Origin of the sequence: Mycobacterium sp. 1081908.1 (assembly GCF_001673535.1) — a bacterium.
GTDB lineage: Bacteria > Actinomycetota > Actinomycetes > Mycobacteriales > Mycobacteriaceae > Mycobacterium.
This window is the reverse complement of the sequence record NZ_LZLY01000117.1, coordinates 1-23132: the sequence shown is the minus strand read 5'-3', so window position 1 is coordinate 23132 and position 23132 is coordinate 1. Positions and strand designations below refer to the sequence as shown.

Genomic DNA, 23132 nt, shown 5'->3' with positions numbered 1-23132 from the left:
CACGATGCCATCATAGGAGAGTGGCGTTATCGCAGTCGAGGGCCGTCGGTGTCTTGCTGGCGGCGGGGGAGGGACGGCGCTACGGCCGGCCGAAGGTGCTGGTGGCCGGCTGGCTGGACGCCGCGGTCGGCGCGCTGCGCGACGGCGGCTGCGACGACGTCGTCCTGGTGTTGGGCGCCGCCGAGGTACCGGCGCCGCCGGGGGTCACCGCGGTCGTCGCGCGGGACTGGCGCGACGGGCTGAGCGCGTCCGTGCGCGTCGGCCTGGCCGAGGCCGACCGCCTGGGCGCGGACTACGCGGCGCTGCACGTCGTCGACACACCCGACGTCGGTGCCGCCGTGGTGGCGCGGGTCCTCGGCCGTGCCCGGGCGTCCGCCAGCGGCCTGGCGCGCGCGTACTTCGATGACCGGCCGGGCCATCCGGTGGTGATCGCGCGCGGGCACTGGCCCGACGTGCTCAAGCAGCTAGAGGGGGATCGGGGCGCGGGCACCTACCTGCACGGGCGGCCCGACGTCGAGGCCGTCGACTGCGGCGACCTGGCCGGCGGTCAGGACATCGACGAACCCTGAGCGGGTGGGGCAGGCACGGCGGCGTCATCGGCGGCGGCCGTGACCCGATGGCGCACCAGGAACCAGCCGCCGATGAGCGCGGGGACGCCGACGACCGTCGCGCCGATCAGGTAGGGGCCCTGCACCTTGTCGAAGAACATCAGGACCACCACGCCGACCAGGAACGCCAGCGTGAGGTAGCCGCTGTACGGCGACAGCGGCATCCGGAACTTGGGCCGCTCCACTCGCCCGGCCTTCGCCAGCCGGTAGAACTGCAGCTGGCTCGCCACGATCGTCCCCCACGCGAACACGATGCCGATGGCCGCGATGTGCAGCACGATCTCGAACGCCTGGCTGGGTTTGACGGCGTTGAGCACGATGCCCAACAGACCCACGACGCTGGTCAGCAGGATCCCGCGGTACGGAACCCCCCGCTTCGACATCGGCGCGGTGAACTTCGGGCCGCTGCCGTTGATCGCCATCGAGCGCAGGATGCGGCCGGTGGAATACAGCCCGGCGTTCAAGCTCGACAGCGCCGCGGTCAGCACCACCACGTTCATCACGCTGCCGGCCCCGTGGACACCGGCCTTGGCGAAGAACGTCACGAACGGGCTGACGTTGGCCTTGTAGGCGGTGTAGGGCAGCAGCACGCCCAGCAGGATGGTCGACCCGATGTAGAAGACCGCGATGCGGAACACCACCGAGTTGATCGCGCGCGGCATCACCTTCTCGGGGTTGGCCGTCTCCCCGGCCGCGATGCCCACGAGTTCGATGGCGGCGTAGGCGAACACGACGCCCGAGGTGACCAGCACCAGGGGCAGCAGGCCGGTCGGCATGAGTCCGCCATGGGTGTTCCACAGGCCGGTGCCGGTGTCGTGGCCGTCGATCTTGAAGCGCCCGACCAGAAAGACGGTGCCGACGACGAGGAACGTGACCAGCGCCAGCACCTTGATCAACGAGGCCCAGAACTCCAGCTCACCGAAGGCCCTGACCGAGATCAGGTTCATCGACAACACCACCAGCAGCGCGAACAACGCGATGGCCCACTGCGGGATGGCGTGGAACGCCCCCCAGTAGTGGCAGTAGTGCGCGATCGCGGTGGTGTCCACGATCCCCGTCATCGACCAGTTGAGGACGTACATCCAGCCGGCGACGTAAGCCAGCTTCTCCCCGAAGAATTCGCGGGAGTACGACACGAACGATCCCGACGAGGGGCGGTGCAGCACCAGCTCGCCGAGCGCGCGCAGGATCAGGAAGACGAAGATGCCGCAAACCCCGTACACCAGGAACAGCCCGGGCCCCGCCGAGGCCAGCCGCCCGCCGGCGCCGAGGAAGAGGCCGGTTCCGATGGCGCCACCGAGGGCGATCATCTGGATCTGGCGGTTTTTGAGGCTCTTGTGATAGCCCTCGTCCTCACGCGCGAGCCGCGCGGCGGCACTGTCTTGCTCTGACATAGAGCTCCTGCCGTGGTGGCTGCGGGACAGCTCAGGCTAACGCATGAAGGTGGCGCGCGCTCGCCGGCAGCAAACCGGTATCAGAGGCGCAGCAGCCGCTCGGCGTTGCGGTGGCTGATGAGCGCCCGGTCGTCGTCGCCCAGCGGCAGGCCGTCGAGGAAATCCCGCGCGGCGCGCATCGACCCGAACGGGTAGTCGGCCGAAAAGCACACTCGCCCAACGCCGACCTGCGCGACCAGGTTGGCGTAGGTCGGCCCGTCGTTGAAGTTGGCGAAGGTGTAGTTGAGGTTTCGCCTCAGGTAGGTGCTGACGGGATGGCTCAGGCCGGTCAGCTCGGGTTTCAGCGTCGCGTCGAACCGCGGCAACATGAACGGGATCGCCTCCCCCATGTGGCCGATGACGAATTGCAGCTCGGGGTAGCGGTCGAACACGCCGCCGAGAATCACCCGCAGGACATGGGTCGCGGTGTTGATGTGCCAGCCCCAGCCGACGGTGGCCAGCGCGAACGTGACCTCGTCGGCGAAGCCGGCGTAGCTGGACTCGATGACGCCCGCCGGCGGGATGGTCGGGTGCAGATAGATCGGCACCCGCAGCGCGGCCGCGCGCGCCAGGACTGGGTCGAAGAACGGGTCGTCGAGGTAGCGGCCCCGGCAGTGCCCGTTGATCACCGCGCCGACAAACCCGTGCTCGCGCACCGACCGCTCGAGCTCGTCGGCGGCCTCCGCGGGCGCGCTGATCGGCAGGGTGGCGAAGCCGGCCAGCCGGTCCGGGTAGCGCCCGACGGCCTTCGCGAGCTCGTCGTTGCACGCGCGGGCGAGCCGGACGGCTTCCGGCCCGTCCAGCTGTTCGACGCCCGGCGCGGCCAGCGACAGCACCGCCACGTCGACGCCGGCGTCGTCCATCGCCGCGATCCGCCCGTCGCCCAGATCGCTGATCGGTTCGACGATGCCCGCGCGCGACGCCAGCCAGCGACCCGGGCCTTTCAGGAATTCCGTTGTGGCGTAATGCTCTTCGAGAGCTATCGTCCGCATCAGCTCGCCAGCACCCGGGCGGCGGCGCTCCAGTACGTCAGCTCGTCGCGATCGGAGGCCAGCCGGATCGTCTTGGTGTACCCGTACTCCGCCAGCGTCTCCTGGGCGTGCTCGCGGCCGAACCCGCTGTGGCCGACACCGCCGAATCCGGTGCCGATGGCAATCCGGTGATAGTTGTTGACGAAGACGGCGCCGGCGCGGATCCGCCGGCTCACCCGCAGCGCGCGGTCACTGTCCTGGGTGAAGACCGCCGCGACCAATCCGAACGGCGTGGCGTTGGCGATGCGCACCGCCTCGTCCTCGTCGGTGAACGGAATGAGGGTGACCACCGGGCCGAAGATCTCGTCGCGGGCCACCCGCATGGTGGGGGTCACGCCGGTCAGGACGGTCGGCGCGACGTAGAAGCCGTCGGCCAATCGCGGATCGTCGGGCAGCGGCGCCTGGGCGGCGATGCGGGCGCCTTCGGCCACGCCGATCCGCAGGTAGTCGAGGACCTGATTCTGCTGCTTGCGGGTGACCAGCGGTCCGACGTCGGTCGTCGGGTCGGCGCCGTCGCCCACCCGCAGCCGGCCCACCGCGGCGCACAACTTCGCCTCGAACTCCGCATAGACGCTGTCGTGCACCAGGATTCGCGACGCCGCGGTGCAGGCCTCGCCCTGGTTGAAGAAGCCGCCGTCGATCGCGGCGAGCAGCGCGTCGCGCAGGTTGGCGTCGTCGAACACGACCAGCGGGTTCTTCCCGCCCAGCTCCATCAGCGTCGGGGTGAGGTTGCCGGCCGCGGTGCGCAGCACCGCCGCACCCGTCCGCGGGGACCCGGTGAACGACACCTTGCCGACCAACCGGTGCCCGGCCAGCGCGGCGCCCACCTCGCCGCGGCCCGGCACGGCCTGCACCACACCGTCCGGCAGGACCGACTGGATCAGTTCGACCATCCGCAACACGACCGAGGGCGTCTGCTCCGGCGGTTTGAGCACGACGGCGTTGCCGACCGCCAGCGCCGGCGCGACCTTCCCCGCGGTGTGGATGGGCGGCCAGTTGAACGGGACGATGCCCGCGATCACCCCGTACGGTTCCAGCGTGGTGACGTCCAGGACCGGGCCGTAGTCGCGGGCCTGGCTGGGCAGCGCCTCCACCATGGCGCCGAAGTACTCGAAGATGGCGATCGCGGCTTCGACGTCGAAGTTGCGGGCCTGGGTGATCGGCTTGCCCATTTCCAGCGTCTCGAGCTCCGCGATCTCGTCGGCGTGGGCGCGGATCACCTCGGCGACCTGACGCAGGTACCGGCCGCGCTCGCGCGCGGGCCGTTGCTTCCAGCGCAGGTGCGCGGCGTGCGCCCGGCGCACGGCCTGGTCCACCTCGTCCGGCCCGGCGCCCTGGACGACCGTGACCGTCTGCCCCGTTGCGGGGTTCTGCACGACGAACTGGTCGTCGGTGGACGCCGAGGACCACCGGGTTCGGGTTCTGGTCAGGGTGGGGCCCTGCAAACTCATAACGCGCACCGTCCGATTGAGGGGGTTGGGGATCGACGCGACCCAATTGCGAACCGTAAATTGGCCCAACCGTCATACGCCAACAAAATTTCCTGATGGGAGCCATCACCGGCGGTGATAATGGCTCGGTGGAGCTTCGTCAGTTGGAGTATTTCCTCGCTGTCGCGGACACCCTCAGCTTCACCCGGGCGGCCAAGAGACTGCACGTCGTCCAGTCCGGAGTGTCCGCGACGATCAAGGCCCTCGAACGCGAACTCGGCGCGGACCTGTTCGTCCGGGGGTCGGCGGGGGTGACGCTCACGCCGGCGGGGCGCGAGCTGGCGCCCCACGCCCGCACGACCATCGACGCCGCCCGCGCGGCGAAAGAGGCCGTCGCCGCCACGGCCGGGGCCGTCCGCGGCACCGTCCGGCTGGGGACGCTGATGTCGATCAACAACATCGACCTGCCGACGCTGCTGGCCGAGCTGCGTGCCCGCCATCCCGGCGTGCTGGTCCAAATTCGTTTCGCCCGGGCCGGTTCGGCGGGCCTGGCGCAGCAGCTGCGCGAGGGCAGCCTCGACCTCGCGCTCCTCGTGTTGCCCGACGGCGCGCCGGCCGACCTGCACACCCGGCTCGTCGCGGACTTTCCGCTGCTGTTGATCGTCCCCGCGGATCACCCGTTCGCCGGCCGGGAGTCGGTGTCGCTGGCCGAGCTGGCCGGGATGTCGTTCGTCGACGGCCCGCCCGGGTACGGCAACCGGGCGGTGGTCGACCGGGCCTTCGCCGCGGCCGGGGTGCAGCGCACGATCGCCCTCGAGGTCGCCGACATCGCCACCACCGCGACCCACGTCCGCAACGGCCTCGGCATCGGCTTCTTGAGCCGGTTCATCCTCGACGAGATCGGCGACGACGGCCTCGCGACCGTGCGGATCTCGGATCACGACATCTGCTGGCGGCTGTACGTCGCGATGTCGGCGCAGCGCCCGCCCAGCGCCGCCACCCGCGCCGTGTTCTCGCTGATCGAGGAGATGATCCCGGGGCGCGGCGCCCCGGATCTCGGCTCCGCCCCGAGTGTGAGCTGAGGGCGTTTGAGTGTGAGCTGACGGCGGTGGTTGTGCGTCCAGGGCGCCCTGTGTTCACACGCAACGCCCACCCCCGGGAACAAGACGCGCGCGCCGGCCGTTAGCATGATCGATAAGTTGAGCGAAGCAGACTCAAGACTGGGTTGACACCACGACGCCCGCGAGGGCAGGCTTGAGCGGGGTTCACTCAGCATAGTGGCACCAAAGAAGCTCTACGTAATCAGGAGGAATCACTATGGCTCGTGCGGTCGGTATCGACCTCGGGACCACCAACTCAGTCGTCTCGGTTCTCGAGGGCGGCGACCCCGTCGTCGTCGCGAACTCCGAGGGTTCGCGGACCACGCCGTCGATCGTCGCGTTCGCGCGCAACGGCGAAGTGCTGGTCGGCCAGCCCGCCAAGAACCAGGCGGTGACCAACGTCGACCGCACTATCCGCTCGGTGAAGCGGCACATGGGCACCGACTGGTCCGTCGAGATCGACGACAAGAAGTACACGGCGCAGGAGATCAGCGCCCGCGTGCTGATGAAGCTGAAGCGCGACGCCGAGGCCTACCTCGGTGAGGACATCACCGACGCGGTCATCACGGTGCCCGCGTACTTCAACGACGCCCAGCGCCAGGCGACCAAGGAGGCCGGCCAGATCGCCGGCCTGAACGTGCTGCGCATCGTCAACGAGCCCACCGCCGCGGCGCTGGCCTACGGCCTGGACAAGGGCGAGAAGGAACAGACCATCCTGGTCTTCGACCTCGGTGGCGGCACCTTCGACGTCTCGCTGCTCGAGATCGGCGAGGGTGTGGTCGAGGTCCGCGCCACCAGCGGTGACAACCACCTCGGTGGCGACGACTGGGACGACCGCGTCGTCGAATGGCTCGTCGACAAGTTCAAGGGCACCAGCGGCATCGACCTGACCAAGGACAAGATGGCGATGCAGCGGCTGCGTGAGGCCGCCGAGAAGGCCAAGATCGAGCTCTCGAGCTCGCAGAGCACCTCGATCAACCTGCCCTACATCACCGTCGACGCGGACAAGAACCCGCTGTTCCTCGACGAGCAGCTGACCCGCGCCGAGTTCCAGAAGATCACCCAGGACCTGCTGGACCGCACCCGTCAGCCGTTCAAGTCGGTGATCTCCGACGCCGGCATCTCGGTGTCCGACATCGATCACGTCGTGCTGGTGGGCGGTTCCACCCGCATGCCCGCGGTGACCGAGCTGGTCAAGGAACTCACCGGCGGCAAGGAGCCCAACAAGGGCGTCAACCCCGACGAGGTGGTTGCCGTGGGCGCCGCGCTGCAGGCCGGTGTGCTCAAGGGTGAGGTGAAAGACGTTCTGCTGCTTGACGTTACGCCGCTGAGTCTCGGTATCGAGACCAAGGGTGGCGTGATGACCAAGCTGATCGAGCGCAACACCACGATCCCGACGAAGCGGTCGGAGACCTTCACCACGGCCGACGACAACCAGCCGTCCGTGCAGATCCAGGTCTACCAGGGTGAGCGCGAAATCGCCTCGCACAACAAGCTGCTCGGCTCCTTCGAGCTGACCGGCATCCCGCCGGCCCCGCGCGGCGTCCCGCAGATCGAGGTCACCTTCGACATCGACGCCAACGGCATCGTGCACGTCACGGCCAAGGACAAGGGCACCGGCAAGGAGAACACGATCAAGATCCAGGAGGGCTCCGGCCTGTCCAAGGAGGAGATCGACCGGATGATCAAGGACGCCGAGGCGCACGCCGAGGAGGACCGTCAGCGCCGCGAGGAGGCCGACATCCGCAACCAGGCCGAGACCCTGGTCTACCAGACGGAGAAATTCGTCAAGGAGCAGCGCGAGGCCGAGGGCGGGTCGAAGGTCCCCGAGGACACGCTGAACAAGGTCGACGCCGCGGTGGCCGAGGCCAAGTCGGCGCTGGGCGGCACCGACATCTCCGCGATCAAGGCGGCGATGGAGAAGCTGGGCCAGGAGTCCCAGGCGCTCGGCCAGGCCATCTACGAGGCCACCCAGGCCGAGGGCGCTCAGGCCGGCGGCGGCGAGGCCGGTGGCCCGCAGCCCGGCTCGGCCGATGACGTCGTGGACGCGGAGGTGGTCGACGACGACCGGGAGGCCAAGTGAGCGAGGGCAACCCGGAACAGGTGACGGTCACCGACAAGCGGCGCATCGATCCCGAGACCGGCGAAGTACGGCACGTCCCCCCCGGCGCGGAAGCGCCGGGCGGGGCGGCCGCCGGTAAGGCCGAGGCGGGCGACAAGGTCGCCGAGCTGACCGCCGATCTGCAGCGCGTGCAGGCCGACTTCACCAACTACCGCAAGCGGGCGCTGCGCGATCAGCAGGCCGCCGCGGACCGGGCCAAGGCCGCCGTGGTCGGCCAATTGCTCGGCGTGCTGGACGATCTCGATCGGGCCCGCAAGCACGGCGACCTGGAATCCGGCCCGCTGAAGTCGGTCGCCGACAAGCTGGACAGCGCGCTGACCGGCCTGGGCCTCACGGCTTTCGGCGCGGAGGGCGAGGACTTCGACCCGGTGCTGCACGAGGCCGTGCAGCACGAGGGCGACGGCGCCGACGGCTCCAAGCCGGTGATCGGCACGGTCATGCGGCAGGGCTACAAACTCGGCGACCAGGTGCTGCGGCACGCCCTCGTCGGCGTGGTCGACACCGTCGTCGACACCGACGCGGGCGACGGCGAGGAAACCGTCGCCGCCGAGACGCAACCGTCCGACATGGCCGATAACGCCGACGGCTCCGGCGATTAAGCACGACAATCACATACGACAAATAGATAGAGAAAGGTGAGGGGGTGACGCGGCATGGCCCAGCGTGAATGGGTCGAAAAGGACTTCTACAAGGAGCTGGGCGTCTCCTCTGACGCCAGCCCGGAAGAGATCAAGCGCGCGTATCGCAAGCTCGCGCGCGACCTGCATCCGGATGCCAACCCCGACAACCCGGCTGCCGGCGAACGGTTCAAGGCGGTCTCGGAGGCGCACAACGTGTTGTCGGATCCGGCCAAGCGCAAGGAGTACGACGAAACCCGCCGCCTGTTCGCCGGCGGCGGGTTCGGCGGCCGCCGGTTCGACGGCGGCAGCGGCTTCAGCTTCAACGTCGGTGGCGACGGCGCGGAGTTCAACCTCAGCGACCTGTTCGACGCCGCCGGCCGAAGCGGCGGGGCCAACATCGGCGACCTGTTCGGCGGCTTGTTCGGGCGCGGCGCCAGTCCCCGGCCCAGCCGGCCGCGGCGCGGCAACGACCTGGAGACCGAGGCCGAGCTCGATTTCGTAGAGGCGGCCAAGGGCGTGGCGATGCCGCTGCGGCTGACCAGCCCGGCGCCGTGCACCAATTGCCATGGCAGCGGCGCGCGCCCGGGCACCAGCCCGAAGGTGTGTCCCAGCTGCAACGGCTCGGGCGTGATCAACCGCAACCAGGGCGCGTTCGGCTTCTCCGAGCCCTGCACCGACTGCCGGGGCAGCGGTTCGATCATCGAGCACCCGTGCGACGAGTGCAAAGGCACCGGCGTGACGACCCGCACCCGCACCATCAACGTGCGGATCCCGCCGGGTGTCGAGGACGGACAGCGGATCCGGCTGCCCGGGCAGGGCGAGGCCGGGTTGCGCGGCGCGCCGTCGGGCGATCTGTATGTGACCGTGCATGTGCGGCCGGACAAGGTGTTCGGCCGTGACGGCGACGACCTCACCGTGACGGTCCCCGTCAGCTTCACCGAGTTGGCTTTGGGCTCAACGCTTTCGGTGCCCACGCTGGACGGCAAGGTCGGCGTGCGGGTGCCCAAGGGCACCGCCGACGGCCGGATCCTGCGGGTGCGCGGACGCGGGGTGCCCAAGCGCGGCGGCGGCAACGGCGACCTGCTGGTCACCGTCAAGGTGTCCGTGCCGCCGAACCTGGAGGGTGCCGCCCAGGAGGCGCTGGAGGCCTACGCGGCCGCCGAGCGATCCAGTGGTTTCAATCCGCGCGCGGGATGGGCAGGTAATCGCTGATGGCCAGAGGCTCACGCAATCCCAAGGAGGAGGCCCGGACCTTCCTGATCTCGGTGGCCGCCGAACTGGCCGGCATGCACGCGCAGACGCTGCGCACCTACGACCGACTCGGGCTGGTGAGCCCGAGGCGCACTTCCGGTGGGGGACGCCGCTATTCGGAGCACGACGTGGACCTGCTGCGCGAGGTGCAGCGGCTGTCGCAGGACGAGGGCGTCAACCTGGCCGGCATCAAGCGCATCATCGAGCTGACCAACCAGGTGGAGGCGCTGCAGTCGCGCGTGAAGGAGCTGACCGAGGAGCTGGCGCAGATGCGCGCCGGCCAGCGCCGCGACCTGGCGGTGGTGCCCAAGAGCACCGCCCTGGTTGTCTGGCAGCCGCGACGAAAGGGCTAGCGTCCCGATGACCGGTCGCGACATTCAGGTGGTCAGCAATCACCCGATCGTCGAGACCCTGCTTCATCGATATCAACGCGAGCTGGGCGCACAGCTGCGTACCTACCGCAATCACGTCTATCGCGGCATCAACTATCACCAACTGCTGCTCGCAGCTCCGGTCCCGGACTTCGCCGTTCTGGCCTGGGCCGCACACGATCTCGGCATCTGGACCGCGGGCACATTCGACTACCTCGCACCCTCGGCCGATCTGGCGGCCGCGCACGCCGACGAATTCGGCATCGACAACGTCGACGACGTGCGCACGCTGATCGTCGAACACCACCGGCTGCGGCCGTCGCACGACCGGATGGCCGAAACCTTTCGGATAGCCGACCGAATCGACGTGAGCCGTGGTCTGCTACACGACGGGGTCGGCCGCCTGGCCGTCCGGTCCGTCGTCGCCGAGTTGCCGTATTGCGGCTTCCACGCATTCCTCGCCAAGGGCCTCACCCGCTACGCCGCCTGGCATCCGGGTCGGCCCTTCCCGATGCTGCGGTGGTGAAAGATGCCCGCTCACACCCGAATCGAGAACTGCGTGACCGCCGGCACCCCCGGGCGGGCACAGCGGTAGCCGCCGCGGCGCAGCGCGTCGGTGGGCGCGGTCATCGGCTCGAAGCACACGACATCCTCGGCGAGGGGGGCGAAGATCTGCGCCGCCGGGTACCCGTGGTCGAAATGCACCTCCATGCGCCGCCCGCCGCCGGACACCGCGAACACCTCGCCGTCGCCCACCTGATCGTAGGCGTCGTCAAATGCATTGTCGCCCAACGGTTCTTCCCTGGCCGGCTGTTGTTCCGACTCGCCGGTGGGCAGGCCCCGCTCGTCGAGCCGCAGGTGCCGCAGCGGCGGCGTCTCGATCATCCATTCGGCGCGGGGAACGTCCGGCAGGCGCAGGTAGGGATGGAAGCCGAAGCACAGCGGCACCGCCGTGTTGCCCGTCGCGGTGACGGTGGTGCGCACCGACAGCGTGCGGTCGGCCAGGCGGACCGCCACCGAGAGCACGTGCGGATAGGGGAAACCGGCCAGCAACCGCGGGTCGGCGCCGAAATCGACCTCGGCGGTGAGCTCGTCGTCCGACTCCGCCGTCACGCGCCAGCCCGGGTAGGCGGCCAGGGTGCCGTGGATCGGCAACCCATTGGGGTCGGGACGGACACCGTTCTCCCCGGGCGTCAGCGTCACCGTCACGTTCTCGGCTGTGTAGGTGTTGTCGCCCAATCGATTTGCCCACGGATACAGGATCGGGATGCCCATCGTTTTGCCGGCCTCGACGTACGCCCGCAGGCCGCGACGTTGGCCGAGCAGTTCGGTGCCCGCGTCGGTCAGCGACGTGCCGATCATGCCCGCCTCCGGCACGAACTGCGCCGCCACCGGCGATGACGGGTCGGTCAGGGTGACGATGCGCATGGCTTACCTCGGTTCACCTGGACAGTGGGTCGTGCTGAATGCGTTCGGGCGGCGCGCCTTTGGCGAGCAGGGCGGCCTTGGTGGCACGAACCATATCCGGTCCGCCGCAGATCAGGATCTGCCGGTCGCCCCAGCCGCCGTATTTGGTCACCACGTCGGGCAGGCGGCCGGTCTGGCGCACGTGCAGCCCGCGCGGCGGCGTGACGTCGGGATACTCGGCGGCCCACGGCGGGTCGGCGCTGTACTCCGAGACCGGTGAGACGGACAGCCACGGATTGTGCTGGGCGACTTGCCACAGCGTGGGCAGGTCGTAGAGCTCGCAGCGGTAGCGGGCGCCGAAGAACAGGTGGACCCGCGGGTTCACCGCGTAGCGGGACAGGTCCATGATCAGCGCGCGCAGCGGCGCCAGCCCGGTGCTGCCTGCGACCATCAGCACGTCCCCGCCGTCCCGGTCGACTCGCAGGCCGCCGTGCGGGCTGGACAGCTGCCACCGGTCGCCGGGCCGCGTTTCGTTGACGACCGCGCTGCTCACCAGGCCGCCCGCGACCTGCCGGACGTGGAACTCGATCCCGCCGCCCGGGTCGGCCGGGATCGCGGGGCTCAGGTAGCGCCACCGGCGCGGGCACTGCGGAACGTGGGCGTCGACGTATTGGCCGGGGTAGTAGTCCATCGGGCGGTCCAGCTGCAGCCGCACGACGGCCAGGTCGCGCGAGACCCGCATGTGCTCGATGACCGTGCCGTCCCACCAGGCCGGCCCCTGCTCGGCGTCGGCGGCCCCGCTCATCACCCCGGTGATCAGGTTGAGCGACTGATCGGCGGCCGCCGCGACGGGCTCGGTCCACCCGTCACCGAGGCGGTCACGAAGCGTCGCGTACAGCGCGCGGCGCAGCGTGCCGTAATGGTTCGGCAGCACGCCGAATTTGCGGTGATCGCGTCCGAGCTGGGCCAGGAAGGCCACCGGCTCGGCCGCGCGCTGTTCCACCAGTTCCCCGTAGACCCAGTGCAGGGCGTGCGCAAATGCGGCCCGCTGGGCGGCCATTTCGGGCGGGAACAGGTCGCGCACCGAGACGTCGAGGGCGAACCAGTGGGTGTAGAACCGGCGGACGACTTCGTTGTCTTGGTCGGAGCCGGAGTCGCCCGGCGCGAAGGCGTCGCGCAGTACCCGCAACGCAGCGCGGTCCTCCAGGCTCACGGTGCCCCGATTCTAGGCGTCAACGAAATTTTGTAGACTTGAGCGGAACACACTCAACCTTGACGGCGTTGAACATCACGACAAGCATTTTATGCAGCCCTTTCTGACCCCAAACGGAGAAAGTCGTGGACTCTTTTAACCCGACCACCAAGACGCAGGCGGCCCTGACCTCGGCCCTGCAGGCGGCCTCGGCCGCCGGCAATCCGGAGATCAGGCCCGCCCATCTGTTGTTGGCGCTGCTGACGCAGAACGACGGGATCGCCGCGCCGCTGCTGGAGGCCGTCGGCGTCGAGCCCGCCACCATCCGCGCCGAGGCGCAGCGCATCCTGGACCAGCTGCCGCAGGCCAGCGGCGCCAGCTCGCAGCCGCAGCTGTCGCGCGAATCGCTGGCCGCCATCACCACCGCCCAGCAGCTGGCCACCGAGATGGACGACGAGTTCGTCTCGACCGAGCACCTGATGGTGGGTCTGGCCACCGGTGACTCCGACGTCGCCAAGCTGCTCACCGGCCACGGCGCGTCCCCGCAGGCGTTGCGGGAGGCGTTCGTGAAGGTCCGCGGCAGCGCGCGGGTCACCAGCGCCGACCCCGAGGCCACGTACCAGGCGCTGGAGAAGTACTCGACCGACCTGACCGGCCGCGCCCGCGAGGGCAAACTCGACCCGGTCATCGGGCGCGACAACGAGATTCGCCGCGTCGTGCAGGTCCTGTCCCGGCGCACCAAGAACAACCCCGTGCTCATCGGGGAGCCCGGCGTCGGCAAGACCGCGATCGTCGAGGGCCTGGCCCAGCGGATCGTCGCCGGCGACGTGCCGGAGAGCCTGCGCGACAAGACCGTCATCGCCCTGGACCTCGGGTCGATGGTGGCCGGCGCCAAGTACCGCGGCGAGTTCGAGGAGCGGCTCAAGGCCGTCCTCGACGACATCAAGAACTCCGCCGGGCAGATCATCACGTTCATCGACGAGCTGCACACCATCGTCGGCGCCGGCGCGACCGGCGAGGGCGCGATGGACGCCGGCAACATGATCAAGCCGATGCTGGCCCGGGGCGAGCTGCGCCTGGTCGGCGCCACCACGCTCGACGAGTACCGCAAGTACATCGAGAAGGACGCCGCGCTGGAGCGCCGCTTCCAGCAGGTGTTCGTCGGCGAGCCGTCGGTGGAGGACACGGTCGGCATCCTGCGCGGCCTGAAGGACCGCTACGAGGTGCACCACGGCGTGCGCATCACCGACTCGGCCCTGGTGGCCGCCGCCACCCTGTCCGACCGCTACATCACCGCCCGCTTCCTGCCGGACAAGGCCATCGACCTGGTCGACGAGGCCGCCAGCCGGTTGAAGATGGAGATCGACTCGCGGCCCGTCGAGATCGACGAGGTCGAGCGCCTGGTGCGCCGCCTCGAGATCGAGGAGATGGCGCTGGAAAAAGAGGAGGACGAGGCCTCCAAGGAGCGTCTGGAGAAGCTGCGCGCCGAGCTGGCCGACCAGAAGGAGAAGCTGGCCGAGCTGACCACCCGCTGGCAGAACGAGAAGAACGCGATCGACGTCGTGCGCGAGCTGAAGGAACAGCTGGAGGCGCTGCGCGGGGAGTCCGAGCGCGCCGAGCGCGACGGCGACCTGGCCAAGGCCGCCGAGCTGCGCTACGGGCGCATCCCCGAGGTGGAGAAGAAGCTCGACGCCGCGCTGCCGCAGGCCGAGGCCCGCGAGAACGTGATGCTCAAGGAGGAGGTCGGGCCCGACGACATCGCCGACGTGGTGTCCGCGTGGACCGGCATCCCGGCCGGGCGGATGCTCGAGGGCGAGACCGCCAAGCTGCTGCGGATGGAAGACGAGCTGGGCAAGCGCGTGGTCGGGCAGAAGAAGGCCGTGCAGGCCGTGTCCGACGCGGTGCGGCGCAGCCGCGCCGGGGTGGCCGACCCCAACCGGCCCACCGGCTCGTTCATGTTCCTGGGCCCCACCGGCGTCGGCAAGACCGAGCTGGCCAAGGCGCTGGCCGACTTCCTGTTCGACGACGACCGGGCCATGGTCCGCATCGACATGAGCGAGTACGGCGAGAAGCACTCCGTCGCCCGCCTGGTCGGTGCGCCCCCCGGCTACATCGGCTACGACCAGGGCGGTCAGCTGACCGAGGCGGTTCGCCGCCGGCCCTACACCGTGGTGCTGTTCGACGAGATCGAAAAGGCGCACCCGGACGTGTTCGACGTGCTGCTGCAGGTCCTCGACGAGGGCCGGCTGACCGACGGGCAGGGCCGCACGGTCGACTTCCGCAACACCATCCTCATCCTGACGTCCAACCTCGGGTCGGGCGGCAGCGAGGAGCAGGTGATGGCCGCGGTGCGCTCGGCGTTCAAGCCGGAGTTCATCAACCGCCTCGACGACGTGCTGATCTTCGACGGGCTCAACCCCGAGGAGCTGGTGCAGATCGTCGACATTCAGCTCGAGCAGCTGGCCAAGCGGTTGGCGCAGCGGCGGCTGCAGCTGGAGGTCTCGCTGCCCGCCAAGAAGTGGCTGGCGCAGCGCGGGTTCGACCCGGTCTACGGGGCGCGGCCGTTGCGCCGGCTCGTTCAGCAGGCCATCGGCGACCAGCTGGCCAAGCAACTGCTGGCCGGCGACGTGCACGACGGCGACACGGTTCCGGTCAACGTCAGCCCGGACGGCGACGCGCTGATCCTCGGTTAGCCGGCGCGGGTGTGAATCCTGGGCTTTGGGTGTGGATCCGGGGCGAGAAAATCGGTGAAATCCCGCCGCCAGCTCACACGCAAAGCCGTCAGCGCACACTCGATGCGGCCCGGCCGCGCGCACTCGGCGCGCCCTGGCAAACCTTAATTTGCTTGTGACCTGGTCGCATTGTCTATTCCGGGCCGACAGCGGATACCCTGTGTGGGATGGTCCCCCTTTGGTTCACGCTGTCCGCGCTGTGCTTTGTCGGCGCGGGCGTGCTGCTGTACGTCGACATCGATCGACGCCGGGGGCGCAGCAGGCGCCGTAAATCATGGGCGCGGTCGCACGGCTTCGACTACGAGCGCGAATCGGCCGACATCCTGAAGCGCTGGAAGCGCGGGGTGATCTCGACGGTGGGCGACGTCTCCGCCCACAACGTCGTGCTCGGCCAGATCCGCGGCGAGGCGGTCTACATCTTCGACGTCGAGGAAGTCGCGACGGTGATCGCGCTGCACCGCAAGGTCGGCACCAACGTCGTTGTCGACCTGCGCCTCAAGGGCCTGAAAGAGCCTCGGGAGAGCGACATTTGGCTGCTGGGCGCGATCGGCCCGCGGATGGTGTACTCGACCAACCTGGACGCGGCGCGGCGGGCCTGCGACCGGCGCATGGTCACGTTCGCGCACACCGCCCCCGACTGCGCCGAGATCATGTGGAACGAGCAGAACTGGACGCTGGTCGCCATGCCGATCTCCAGCACGCGCGCGCAATGGGACGAGGGCCTGCGCACCGTGCGCCAGTTCAACGACCTGTTGCGGGTGTTGCCGCCGGTGCCGCAGGAGACCCCGCAGGACGCCGGGGCGCCGGCGGGGCTGCGCAACGCCGCACCGAGCCGCCCCCTGGCGCCCGCCGGTCGCCTGGAGCTGCCGTCCAGGCGGTCGCAGCAGGACGTGTCGGGGTTGCTGGGCTCGGATGTCCAGGCCACCCGCCGCCCCACCGAGCCGCTGCGCCGGGACCAGGGTCGGCAGCCGCCGACCGGGCGCAACGGCCATCAGGCCAGTAACTACCAGCGCTGAGGCCGGCCGGGCCCGCGTCACTACACTGTCGCTCATGCCTCGCCCCGTAGCCCTGATCACCGGGCCGACGTCCGGGATCGGCGGGGGTTACGCACGGCGCTACGCGCGCGACGGCTACGACCTGGTTCTGGTCGCCCGCGACGTCGACCGGCTGGCCAAACTGGCGGCCGAGCTCGAGGGCCAGGGCGGCACCGTCGAGATCCTGCCCGCGGACCTGGCCGATGCGGCCGGCCGCGACAAGGTCGCCGAGCGGCTCGCCGCGGGGGTGCGGGTCCTGGTCAACAACGCCGGCTTCGGCACGTCCGGCGAATTCTGGACGGCCGATCCATCGCTGCTGCAGGCGCAGCTCGACGTCAACGTGACCGCGGTCCTGCGGCTCACCCGGGCCGCGGTGCCCGCCATGATCGCCGCCGGCGCCGGGACCGTCATCAACGTCGCCAGCGTCGCCGGGCTGGTGAACGGGCGGTCGGCGACCTATTCGGCGTCCAAGGCTTGGGTGATCTCGTTCAGCGAGGGCCTGGCGGGCGCGCTGGACGGAACCGGGGTCGGCGTGCACGCCGTATGCCCGGGGTTCGTGCACACCGAATTTCACACCAGGGCCGGGATGGACATGGCCAAGCTGCCGCCGTTCCTGTGGCTCGAGGTCGACGACGTGGTCGCGGCCAGCCTGGCCGACGTCGCGGCCGGCAAGGTGATCAGCGTTCCGGGCCTGCAGTACAAGGCGATCGTCACCGCCGGGCGGCTGCTGCCCCGCGGCCTGGTGCGTACCGCGACGAAACGGGTCGGCGGCCGTGACCGGAGCTGACGCGCGCGGCGAGCTGGCCGACCTGGTGCGCCGCCTGGCGGTGGTGCACGGCCGGGTGACGCTGTCGTCGGGCAAGGAGGCCGACTACTACGTCGACCTGCGCCGCGCCACCCTGCACCATCGCGCCTCCGCGTTGATCGGCACGCTGATGCGCGAACTCACCGCCGACTGGGACTACGCCGTCGTCGGTGGCCTGACCCTGGGAGCCGACCCCGTCGCGACCGCGATCATGCACGCGCCCGGGCGGCCCATCGATGCGTTCGTCGTGCGCAAGTCGGCGAAAGCCCATGGGCTGCAACGCCTTATCGAGGGATCCGAGGTCTCCGGTCAGCGGGTCCTGGTGGTGGAGGACACCAGCACCACCGGCAATTCGGCGCTGACGGCGGTGCACGCCGTGCAGGACGCGGGCGGCGACGTGATCGGGGTGGCCACCGTGGTGGACCGCGCGACCGGCGCCGCCGAGGCCATCGAGGCAGAGGGCATTCCCTACCGCAGCGTGCTGGGCCTTGCCGATCTGGGGCTGGGCTAGGCCGCGGGACGGATGCGCAGTCTCGTCGCCTTACTGGCCTGCCTGGCGGTAGTGCTAATGGGCTGTTCCGGCTCCGACCATCCCGCCCGGGTCTTCGGCGCGCAGGCCGCGCGGCTCGGCGAATCGCTGGCGCTGCTGGGCTGGAACATGTCGGTGTCGAACCTGCGCTGGGACGGCGACTACGTGCTGGTCGACCTCGACGCGTCGCCCACCGATGCGAAGGCGCCGCACGCCAAACCCGAGGAGGTTCGCTTCGGGCTCTACGGCGCGCTGGCGCACCCGATGGAGTCGGCCGCCCTGGGCAGCTGCGACGACGCGGCGGCCACCGTGCACGACATCCAACACCCGCTGGCGGCGCCCCCGAACCGGCTCACCGGCACCATTTGCCTTGGGCCGCTTAAGGATCGGAGCCAGGTCCGCGGCGTGTACGGCTACTCGCCGCGCGACCGCATCCCGAACACGTCGGCGGCCTACCCGGCTGCGTTTCCGGTGGGGTTGCTGCCGACCAACGCCAACGACACCGGCGTGACCGTCAAGACCGTCAGCCTGACGGCCTGGCGTGCCGACGGCGCCCCGGTGACCAAGGCCCAGCTCGGCGACCCCGCCGCGTTCAACGGCAACGGCTACATGCTGCTCGGCCTGGAAGCCACCGCCCTGGCGGATCGCTATCGCGACGACTCCGCCAAGCGCGGCGGTCCGCTGATGCTGCTGACGTCGCCGACCTTGCCCGGCCGGGGCCTGAACCCGGCCTGCGCGACGTACGGGTCGTCGGTGCTGATCCTGCCCGACGCGTCGTTGGACTCGGTCCGCGTCAACGCGTCGCTGTGCACCCAGGGCGAGATCAACGAGGCGCTGCTGTACGCCACTGTGGCGGTCGACGGCACCCACGCCGGGGTGTGGACGCAGCGATGAGCGATCCGGGGCCCACCGAATGGGGCACGACGTCCGGCGGCGTCGGGCCGTGGCGGGGCGACCTTCCCACCGATCCGCGCTATGACCCGAACCTGTTGCGGGACGGCGACACTCGCAACGTCGTGGACGCCTACCGGTACTGGACCCGCGAGGCGATCATCGCCGACATCGACCGGCGCCGTCACCCGCTGCACGTGGCGATCGAGAACTTCGGCTATGACGCCAACATCGGCTCGGTGGTGCGCACCGCCAACGCCTTCGCCGTGCACACCGTGCACATCGTCGGGCGGCGGCGCTGGAATCGCCGCGGCGCCATGGTGACTGACCGGTATCAGCGGCTGTGCCATCACGACAGCACCGCCGGGCTGCTGGAGTTCGCGGCGGGCGCCGGTCTGACGGTCGTCGCCGTGGACAACGTCCCGGGGGCGCAGCGGCTGGAGGAGACCGCGCTGCCGCGGGATTGCCTGATGGTGTTCGGCGAGGAGGGGCCGGGCATCACCGGCGACATCCGCGCCGGCGCGGCGGTCACGGTGTCGATCGCCCAGTTCGGCTCGACGCGCAGCATCAACGCCGGCGTCGCGGCCGGGATCGCGATGCATGCCTGGGTCCGGCAGCACGCGGATCTCGGCCGCGCGTGGTAGCGGCCTTCAGTGTAAATCCCTGACCTTCGGTGTGAACCGGTGGCGAAGCCGATCGGCGTGTCGTCGCCCAGGATTCACACGGAATACCTGAGCGCACGCTCAGCACCCGGACGCTCTACGTTGGGAACGTGCGCGACGTCCTTGCCGAGCTGATGGCGATCTGGCGCGCCGGCGACACCGCGGGCCTGGGCACGGTGGTGCGCACCTTCCGGTCCGCGCCGCGCCCGCCGGGGGCTTCGATGGTGGTGGCGCCGGACGGGTCGGTGTCGGGGTCGGTGTCGGGCGGCTGCGTGGAGGGAGCGGTCTACGAACTCGCCAACGAGGTCGCCAAGTCCGGGACGCCGCGGCTGGAACGCTACGGTGTCAGCGACGACGATGCGTTCGCGGTCGGGCTGACGTGCGGCGGCATCATCGACGTCTTCGTCGAGTCGATGTCGCGATCGACGTTTCCCGAACTCGGCGCGGTGGCCGACGACATTGGCCAACACCGGCCGGTGGCGGTCGCGACCGTCATCGCGCATCCCGACGCAAAGTGGGTCGGGCGCCGGGTGGTCGTGCGGCCCGACGCGGTCGCCGGATCGCTGGGCTCGCCGCGCGCCGACGACGCGGTCGCCGACGATGCGCGCGGCCTGCTGGCGGTGGGGCGCAGCGACGTCCTCAAGTACGGGCCCGACGGGCAACGGCTGGGCGACGGCATGGAGGTGTTCGTCGCCTGCTACGCGCCGCGCCCGCGGATGCTGGTGTTCGGCGCCATCGACTTCGCCGCGGCGCTGGCGCAGCAGGGATCGTTCCTCGGCTACCGGGTCACCGTGTGCGACGCCCGCGAGCTGTTCGCCACACCGGTGCGCTTCCCGACCGCCGACCACGTCGTCGTCGACTGGCCGCACCGCTACCTCACCGCCCAGGCGGAGGCGGGCGCCGTCGACGCGAGCACGGTGATCTGCGTGCTCACCCACGACCCGAAGTTCGACGTCCCGGTGCTCGAAGTGGCGCTGCGGCTACCGCAGGTCGGCTATGTCGGCGCGATGGGATCGCGCCGCACTCACGACGACCGGATGAACCGGCTGCGGGCCGCGGGGCTTAGCGAGGCCGAGCTGGGCCGGTTGTCCAGCCCGATCGGGTTGGACCTCGGCGCCCGCACTCCCGAGGAGACGGCCGTGTCGATCGCCGCCGACATCATCGCCAAGCGCTGGGGAGGCGGGGGCCGCCCGCTGAGCGAGACCGCCGGACGAATCCACCACGACGCGAGGGACCCGGCTCTACGGTCGTAGTGACGGCCGTATTCTGACTCGCGACGCGCCAGCCGAGCACAGCCCCACCCGAGAGGACGCACAGCATGAAGATCGCCAACCAGTTCACCGTCAGCGCGCCGATCGAGCAGGCCTGGGACGTGCTGTGCGACCTGGAACAGGTGATCCCGCTGATGCCGGGCGCGCAGCTGACCGGCCACGAGGGCGACGACTACCTGGGCAAGGTCAAGGTCAAGGTCGGCCCGGTCACCAGCGAGTTCAGCGGCAAGGTGCGCTTCGTCGAGCTGGACCGCGACGCCCACCGCGCGGTCATCGACGGCAAGGGCAAGGAATCCCGGGGCACCGGCAATGCCGCCGCCACCGTCACCGCCCAGCTGCAGGCGGACGGGGCGCGCACCAGCGTCACCGTCGACACCGACCTCAAGATCGTCGGCAAGCTTGCCCAGTTCGGCAGCGGCATGCTCCAGCAGGTGTCGGAAAAGCTGCTGGGCCAATTCGTCGAATCGCTGGAGGCCGAACTGGCCGCCAAGAACACCGGCGCCCCGGCGCCCGACGCGGCGTCGGAGGAGCCGATTCCGGCCTGGCCGGCGAACCCCGTTCCGGGAACCCGGCAGCCCCCGGCTCCCGAGCCCGAGCCCATCGATCTGCTCGAGCTCGCCGGTGGCGATCAGCTCAAGAAGTACGCCCCGATGCTGCTGGCGGTGCTCGCCGCGCTGGTGCTGGGTTGGGTGCTCGGCCGTAGGCGTTAGCTGGTGTGGCTCAATCCCCGTGCGGCGGAGGGGGAATTCCGACCTGTTCCTGCCGGCGCGCTCGCTGACCGGCCTGCGCGAATTGCTGACCGCCCTGGCTAGCCCGGCATCGCCGCGATGAGCTGCTCGGCGGTCAGCGGCAGCGAGCGCACCCGCACGCCGAGCGCGTCGTACACCGCGTTGGCGATCGCGGCGGCCGTCGGGCCCTGGGCGCACTCCCCGATCCCCAGCGGCGGATTGCCCTGTCCGGCAATGAGTTCGACATCGATCGCGGGCACCTCGGAGAACCGCAGGATGGGGTAGGTCTCCCAGGTGTCGCTGGTGACGTTGAACTCGTCGAACCGCACCCGCTCCTTGAGCGTCCAGCTGGTCGCCTGGATCGCGCCGCCCTCGATCTGGTTGGCCGCCCCGTCGGGGTTGATGATCAGCCCGGCATCCACCGCGATCGCCAGCCGGCGCACCCGGACCTCCTCGACGGCCTCGACCTCGGCCACCACCGCGCAGTAGGCGGCCGCATTCTTGTATCGCGCGTACCCGATGCCGCGGCCGACGGCCTCCCGCGGCGCCCAGGTGGCCCAGCCGGCGCGTAAAGCCGCCGCCTCCAGCACCGCCCGCCCGCGCGGATCCGACAGGTGCGCCAGCCGGAACTCGACGGGGTCGCGGCCCGCGGCGACGGCGAGCTCGTCCAGGAACGACTCCGCGGCAAAGACATTGACGAAGGCGCCCAGCGAACGCAGCGCCGAGGTGCGCAGCGGCATCTCTGTCAGCAGGTGGTTGATCACCCGGTAGGACGGAAAGTCGTAGCCCGGCACCGAATTGCGCCCGGTCCCGCCGCCCCACTCGACCGGCGGCTCGCCGCCGGCGCGGATCGGCTCGCCACCGGCCCGGTCGGCGGCGGCCAGGAACGCCGGCGTCGGCGTCGTGCCCGGCCGGCCCATGTAGCTGCCGCTCCAGATCTCGTGGCGCCAGCCCAGCACGCCGCCGTCCTCGCCGCAGTCCGCGCCGATTTCGACCACGGCCGCGGGACCGAAAGGCGCCCAGGCCAATTCGTCGGCGCGCGACCAGACCAGGTGCACCGGCCGCCCGGGCACCGCCCGGGCCAGCAACGCGGCGTCCATGGCGGCGTCGTCGGCGCCGTTGTGCCCGTAGCACCCGGCCCCCTCGACGTGGCGCACCACCAGCTGATCGACCGAAAGGCCGAGCGCGGAAGCCAATTCCCGCCGCAGCACGTGCACGCCCTGGCTGTGCGACCAGACCTCCAGCCGGCCGTCCGGGTGAGACAGCGCCGCCGCCGCCGACGGCCCGATCGAGCCGTGCGCCAGGTAGGGGCGGTGGTAGCGCGCCGTATGAGTACGCGTCGAAATGACCGGCTCCCCAGCCTCTTTGGACGCGAGCACCGAGGTCTCGGCCGCCGCCGACACGAGAAACCCGGGCAGGTCGTCCTCGTCGGGCAGCGTCGAACGCTCGTCCCACCGGGCGTCGGCGCGCAGCCGCTCGGCCGCGCGCACCGCGACCCCCTCCCGCTCGGCGATCACGCCCAGGAACTCGCCGTCCCGCACGACGGTGACCGCGCCCGGCAGCGCCAGGGTGGGGCCGGTGTCGAGGTCACGCAGCTTGGCCCCGCGCGACGGCGGGCGAACGACGCGGCCGTACAGCTGCCCGTCCAGTACCAGGTCGTGCAGGTAGCGCGGCCGCCCGGTCAGCTTGTCGGGCAGATCCAGCCGTGCGACGTCGGTGCCGACGACCCCGTAGGCCGACTCCGGCTTGGGCGCCGCCTCACCGGTCGCCGCCCGGTCCAGCAGCGAATCGTCGGCGAGCTCCCAGTAACTCGTGGCCACGCCGTTCGGGCCGGTGATCTCGCCGTCGGCCACGTCCAACTCGTCGGGCACCACGGCCAGCTTGGCCGCCGCGACGTCGACGTAGATCGCCCGGG

20 protein-coding genes and 2 pseudogenes are annotated in these 23132 nt (G+C 70.4%); 16 read left to right on the top strand and 6 right to left on the bottom strand.

Annotated features, from left to right (window positions below; genetic code table 11):
* Nucleotides 1-20 precede the first annotated feature (20 nt).
* Entirely contained in the window at nucleotides 21-569 is a 549-nt protein-coding gene (locus A5655_RS18480; protein WP_067012406.1) for an NTP transferase domain-containing protein, read from the top strand.
* On the opposite strand, the gene A5655_RS18475 is transcribed toward A5655_RS18480, so the two are convergent.
* From A5655_RS18475 to A5655_RS18465, 3 genes and pseudogenes are all read right to left on the bottom strand, one after another.
* A complete protein-coding gene (locus tag A5655_RS18475; RefSeq protein ID WP_067012404.1) occupies nucleotides 548-2002 on the bottom strand; it encodes an amino acid permease in 1455 nt (484 codons plus the stop codon). The two genes, A5655_RS18480 and A5655_RS18475, sit on opposite strands and share 22 nt — an antisense overlap.
* Before the next feature lie 80 nt (nucleotides 2003-2082).
* Nucleotides 2083-3138 (bottom strand): annotated as a pseudogene (locus A5655_RS18470) (amidohydrolase family protein); the annotation flags it as partial.
* Nucleotides 3033-4523, bottom strand: a complete 1491-nt coding sequence (locus A5655_RS18465) for an aldehyde dehydrogenase (protein ID WP_067012400.1) — start codon at nucleotides 4521-4523, stop codon at nucleotides 3033-3035. The pseudogene A5655_RS18470 and the gene A5655_RS18465, both read right to left, overlap by 106 nt.
* A gap of 95 nt (nucleotides 4524-4618) precedes the next feature.
* On the opposite strand from A5655_RS18465, the gene A5655_RS18460 reads away from it, so the two are divergent.
* The 6 genes from A5655_RS18460 to A5655_RS18435 all read left to right on the top strand — a co-directional run bounded on the left by A5655_RS18460 (nucleotide 4619) and on the right by A5655_RS18435 (nucleotide 10492).
* Entirely contained in the window at nucleotides 4619-5584 is a 966-nt protein-coding gene (locus A5655_RS18460; RefSeq protein WP_231999201.1) for a LysR family transcriptional regulator, read from the top strand.
* Between the two features lie 235 nt (nucleotides 5585-5819).
* On the top strand, nucleotides 5820-7685 hold the full coding sequence (gene dnaK / locus A5655_RS18455; RefSeq protein ID WP_067012398.1) for a molecular chaperone DnaK: 1866 nt from the start codon (nucleotides 5820-5822) through the stop codon (nucleotides 7683-7685).
* Nucleotides 7682-8323: a nucleotide exchange factor GrpE gene (grpE, locus tag A5655_RS18450; RefSeq protein WP_067012396.1), complete on the top strand. Its 642-nt coding sequence runs from the start codon at nucleotides 7682-7684 to the stop codon at nucleotides 8321-8323. The genes dnaK and grpE overlap by 4 nt, the downstream gene beginning before the upstream one ends.
* 54 nt (nucleotides 8324-8377) lie before the next feature.
* Nucleotides 8378-9556, top strand: a complete 1179-nt coding sequence (gene dnaJ / locus A5655_RS18445; RefSeq protein ID WP_067012394.1) for a molecular chaperone DnaJ — start codon at nucleotides 8378-8380, stop codon at nucleotides 9554-9556.
* Nucleotides 9556-9948, top strand: coding sequence for a heat shock protein transcriptional repressor HspR (locus tag A5655_RS18440; protein ID WP_067012392.1), 393 nt, complete (start codon nucleotides 9556-9558; stop codon nucleotides 9946-9948). The genes dnaJ and A5655_RS18440 overlap by 1 nt, the downstream gene beginning before the upstream one ends.
* 7 nt (nucleotides 9949-9955) lie before the next feature.
* Entirely contained in the window at nucleotides 9956-10492 is a 537-nt protein-coding gene (locus tag A5655_RS18435; protein ID WP_156764925.1) for a hypothetical protein, read from the top strand.
* An 11-nt stretch (nucleotides 10493-10503) separates the two neighbouring features.
* On the opposite strand, the gene A5655_RS18430 is transcribed toward A5655_RS18435, so the two are convergent.
* Both A5655_RS18430 and A5655_RS18425 read right to left on the bottom strand, forming a co-directional pair.
* Nucleotides 10504-11394 carry an aldose 1-epimerase gene (locus A5655_RS18430; protein ID WP_067012390.1) on the bottom strand — a complete coding sequence of 297 codons (891 nt, stop codon included), beginning with the start codon at nucleotides 11392-11394 and terminating at the stop codon, nucleotides 10504-10506.
* A gap of 13 nt (nucleotides 11395-11407) precedes the next feature.
* Nucleotides 11408-12586: an FAD-binding oxidoreductase gene (locus tag A5655_RS18425; protein ID WP_067012389.1), complete on the bottom strand. Its 1179-nt coding sequence runs from the start codon at nucleotides 12584-12586 to the stop codon at nucleotides 11408-11410.
* A 125-nt stretch (nucleotides 12587-12711) separates the two neighbouring features.
* Between A5655_RS18425 and clpB the strand changes: the two genes are divergently transcribed.
* The 9 genes and pseudogenes from clpB to A5655_RS29440 all read left to right on the top strand — a co-directional run.
* Nucleotides 12712-15258 (top strand): ATP-dependent chaperone ClpB, encoded by a 2547-nt coding sequence (gene clpB, locus A5655_RS18420; protein WP_067012387.1) that lies wholly within the window; start codon nucleotides 12712-12714, stop codon nucleotides 15256-15258.
* Nucleotides 15259-15464: 206 nt separating this feature from the next.
* Entirely contained in the window at nucleotides 15465-16313 is an 849-nt protein-coding gene (gene ttfA / locus A5655_RS18415) for a trehalose monomycolate transport factor TtfA (protein ID WP_067012385.1), read from the top strand.
* Between the two features lie 34 nt (nucleotides 16314-16347).
* On the top strand, nucleotides 16348-17118 hold the full coding sequence (locus tag A5655_RS18410) for an SDR family oxidoreductase (protein WP_067012383.1): 771 nt from the start codon (nucleotides 16348-16350) through the stop codon (nucleotides 17116-17118).
* Entirely contained in the window at nucleotides 17105-17647 is a 543-nt protein-coding gene (gene pyrE, locus A5655_RS18405) for an orotate phosphoribosyltransferase (RefSeq protein WP_067012381.1), read from the top strand. The genes A5655_RS18410 and pyrE overlap by 14 nt, the downstream gene beginning before the upstream one ends.
* A 12-nt stretch (nucleotides 17648-17659) precedes the next feature.
* Complete coding sequence (locus tag A5655_RS18400) at nucleotides 17660-18559, top strand: hypothetical protein (protein WP_067012379.1); 900 nt, start codon at nucleotides 17660-17662, stop codon at nucleotides 18557-18559.
* The gene (locus tag A5655_RS18395; protein ID WP_067012378.1) at nucleotides 18556-19200 is read left to right on the top strand and encodes an RNA methyltransferase; all 645 of its coding nucleotides are present in this window, start codon (nucleotides 18556-18558) and stop codon (nucleotides 19198-19200) included. Before A5655_RS18400 ends, A5655_RS18395 begins: the two co-directional genes overlap by 4 nt.
* Before the next feature lie 128 nt (nucleotides 19201-19328).
* Nucleotides 19329-20471, top strand: coding sequence for an XdhC/CoxI family protein (locus tag A5655_RS18390; protein ID WP_197508738.1), 1143 nt, complete (start codon nucleotides 19329-19331; stop codon nucleotides 20469-20471).
* Between the two features lie 65 nt (nucleotides 20472-20536).
* Nucleotides 20537-21199 (top strand): SRPBCC family protein, encoded by a 663-nt coding sequence (locus tag A5655_RS18385; RefSeq protein ID WP_067012376.1) that lies wholly within the window; start codon nucleotides 20537-20539, stop codon nucleotides 21197-21199.
* Nucleotides 21200-21320: pseudogene (locus tag A5655_RS29440) on the top strand (hypothetical protein); the annotation flags it as partial.
* Here A5655_RS29440 and A5655_RS18380 read toward each other — a convergent pair.
* On the bottom strand, nucleotides 21298-23132 hold a 1835-nt coding region (locus tag A5655_RS18380), incomplete at its 5' end, for a xanthine dehydrogenase family protein molybdopterin-binding subunit (protein ID WP_067012375.1). The pseudogene A5655_RS29440 and the gene A5655_RS18380 sit on opposite strands and share 23 nt — an antisense overlap.

Coding starts and splice junctions, on each gene's coding strand:
- A5655_RS18465 (WP_067012400.1), bottom strand. CDS start 4,523: ATGAGTTTGCAGGGCCCCACCCTGACCAGAACCCGAACCCGGTGGTCC.
- A5655_RS18400 (WP_067012379.1), top strand. CDS start 17,660: ATGCGCAGTCTCGTCGCCTTACTGGCCTGCCTGGCGGTAGTGCTAATG.
- A5655_RS18385 (WP_067012376.1), top strand. CDS start 20,537: ATGAAGATCGCCAACCAGTTCACCGTCAGCGCGCCGATCGAGCAGGCC.
- A5655_RS18435 (WP_156764925.1), top strand. CDS start 9,956: ATGACCGGTCGCGACATTCAGGTGGTCAGCAATCACCCGATCGTCGAG.
- A5655_RS18430 (WP_067012390.1), bottom strand. CDS start 11,394: ATGCGCATCGTCACCCTGACCGACCCGTCATCGCCGGTGGCGGCGCAG.
- A5655_RS18440 (WP_067012392.1), top strand. CDS start 9,556: ATGGCCAGAGGCTCACGCAATCCCAAGGAGGAGGCCCGGACCTTCCTG.
- A5655_RS18395 (WP_067012378.1), top strand. CDS start 18,556: ATGAGCGATCCGGGGCCCACCGAATGGGGCACGACGTCCGGCGGCGTC.
- dnaK (WP_067012398.1), top strand. CDS start 5,820: ATGGCTCGTGCGGTCGGTATCGACCTCGGGACCACCAACTCAGTCGTC.
- A5655_RS18460 (WP_231999201.1), top strand. CDS start 4,619: ATGGGAGCCATCACCGGCGGTGATAATGGCTCGGTGGAGCTTCGTCAG.
- dnaJ (WP_067012394.1), top strand. CDS start 8,378: ATGGCCCAGCGTGAATGGGTCGAAAAGGACTTCTACAAGGAGCTGGGC.
- A5655_RS18410 (WP_067012383.1), top strand. CDS start 16,348: ATGCCTCGCCCCGTAGCCCTGATCACCGGGCCGACGTCCGGGATCGGC.
- ttfA (WP_067012385.1), top strand. CDS start 15,465: ATGGTCCCCCTTTGGTTCACGCTGTCCGCGCTGTGCTTTGTCGGCGCG.
- A5655_RS18475 (WP_067012404.1), bottom strand. CDS start 2,002: ATGTCAGAGCAAGACAGTGCCGCCGCGCGGCTCGCGCGTGAGGACGAG.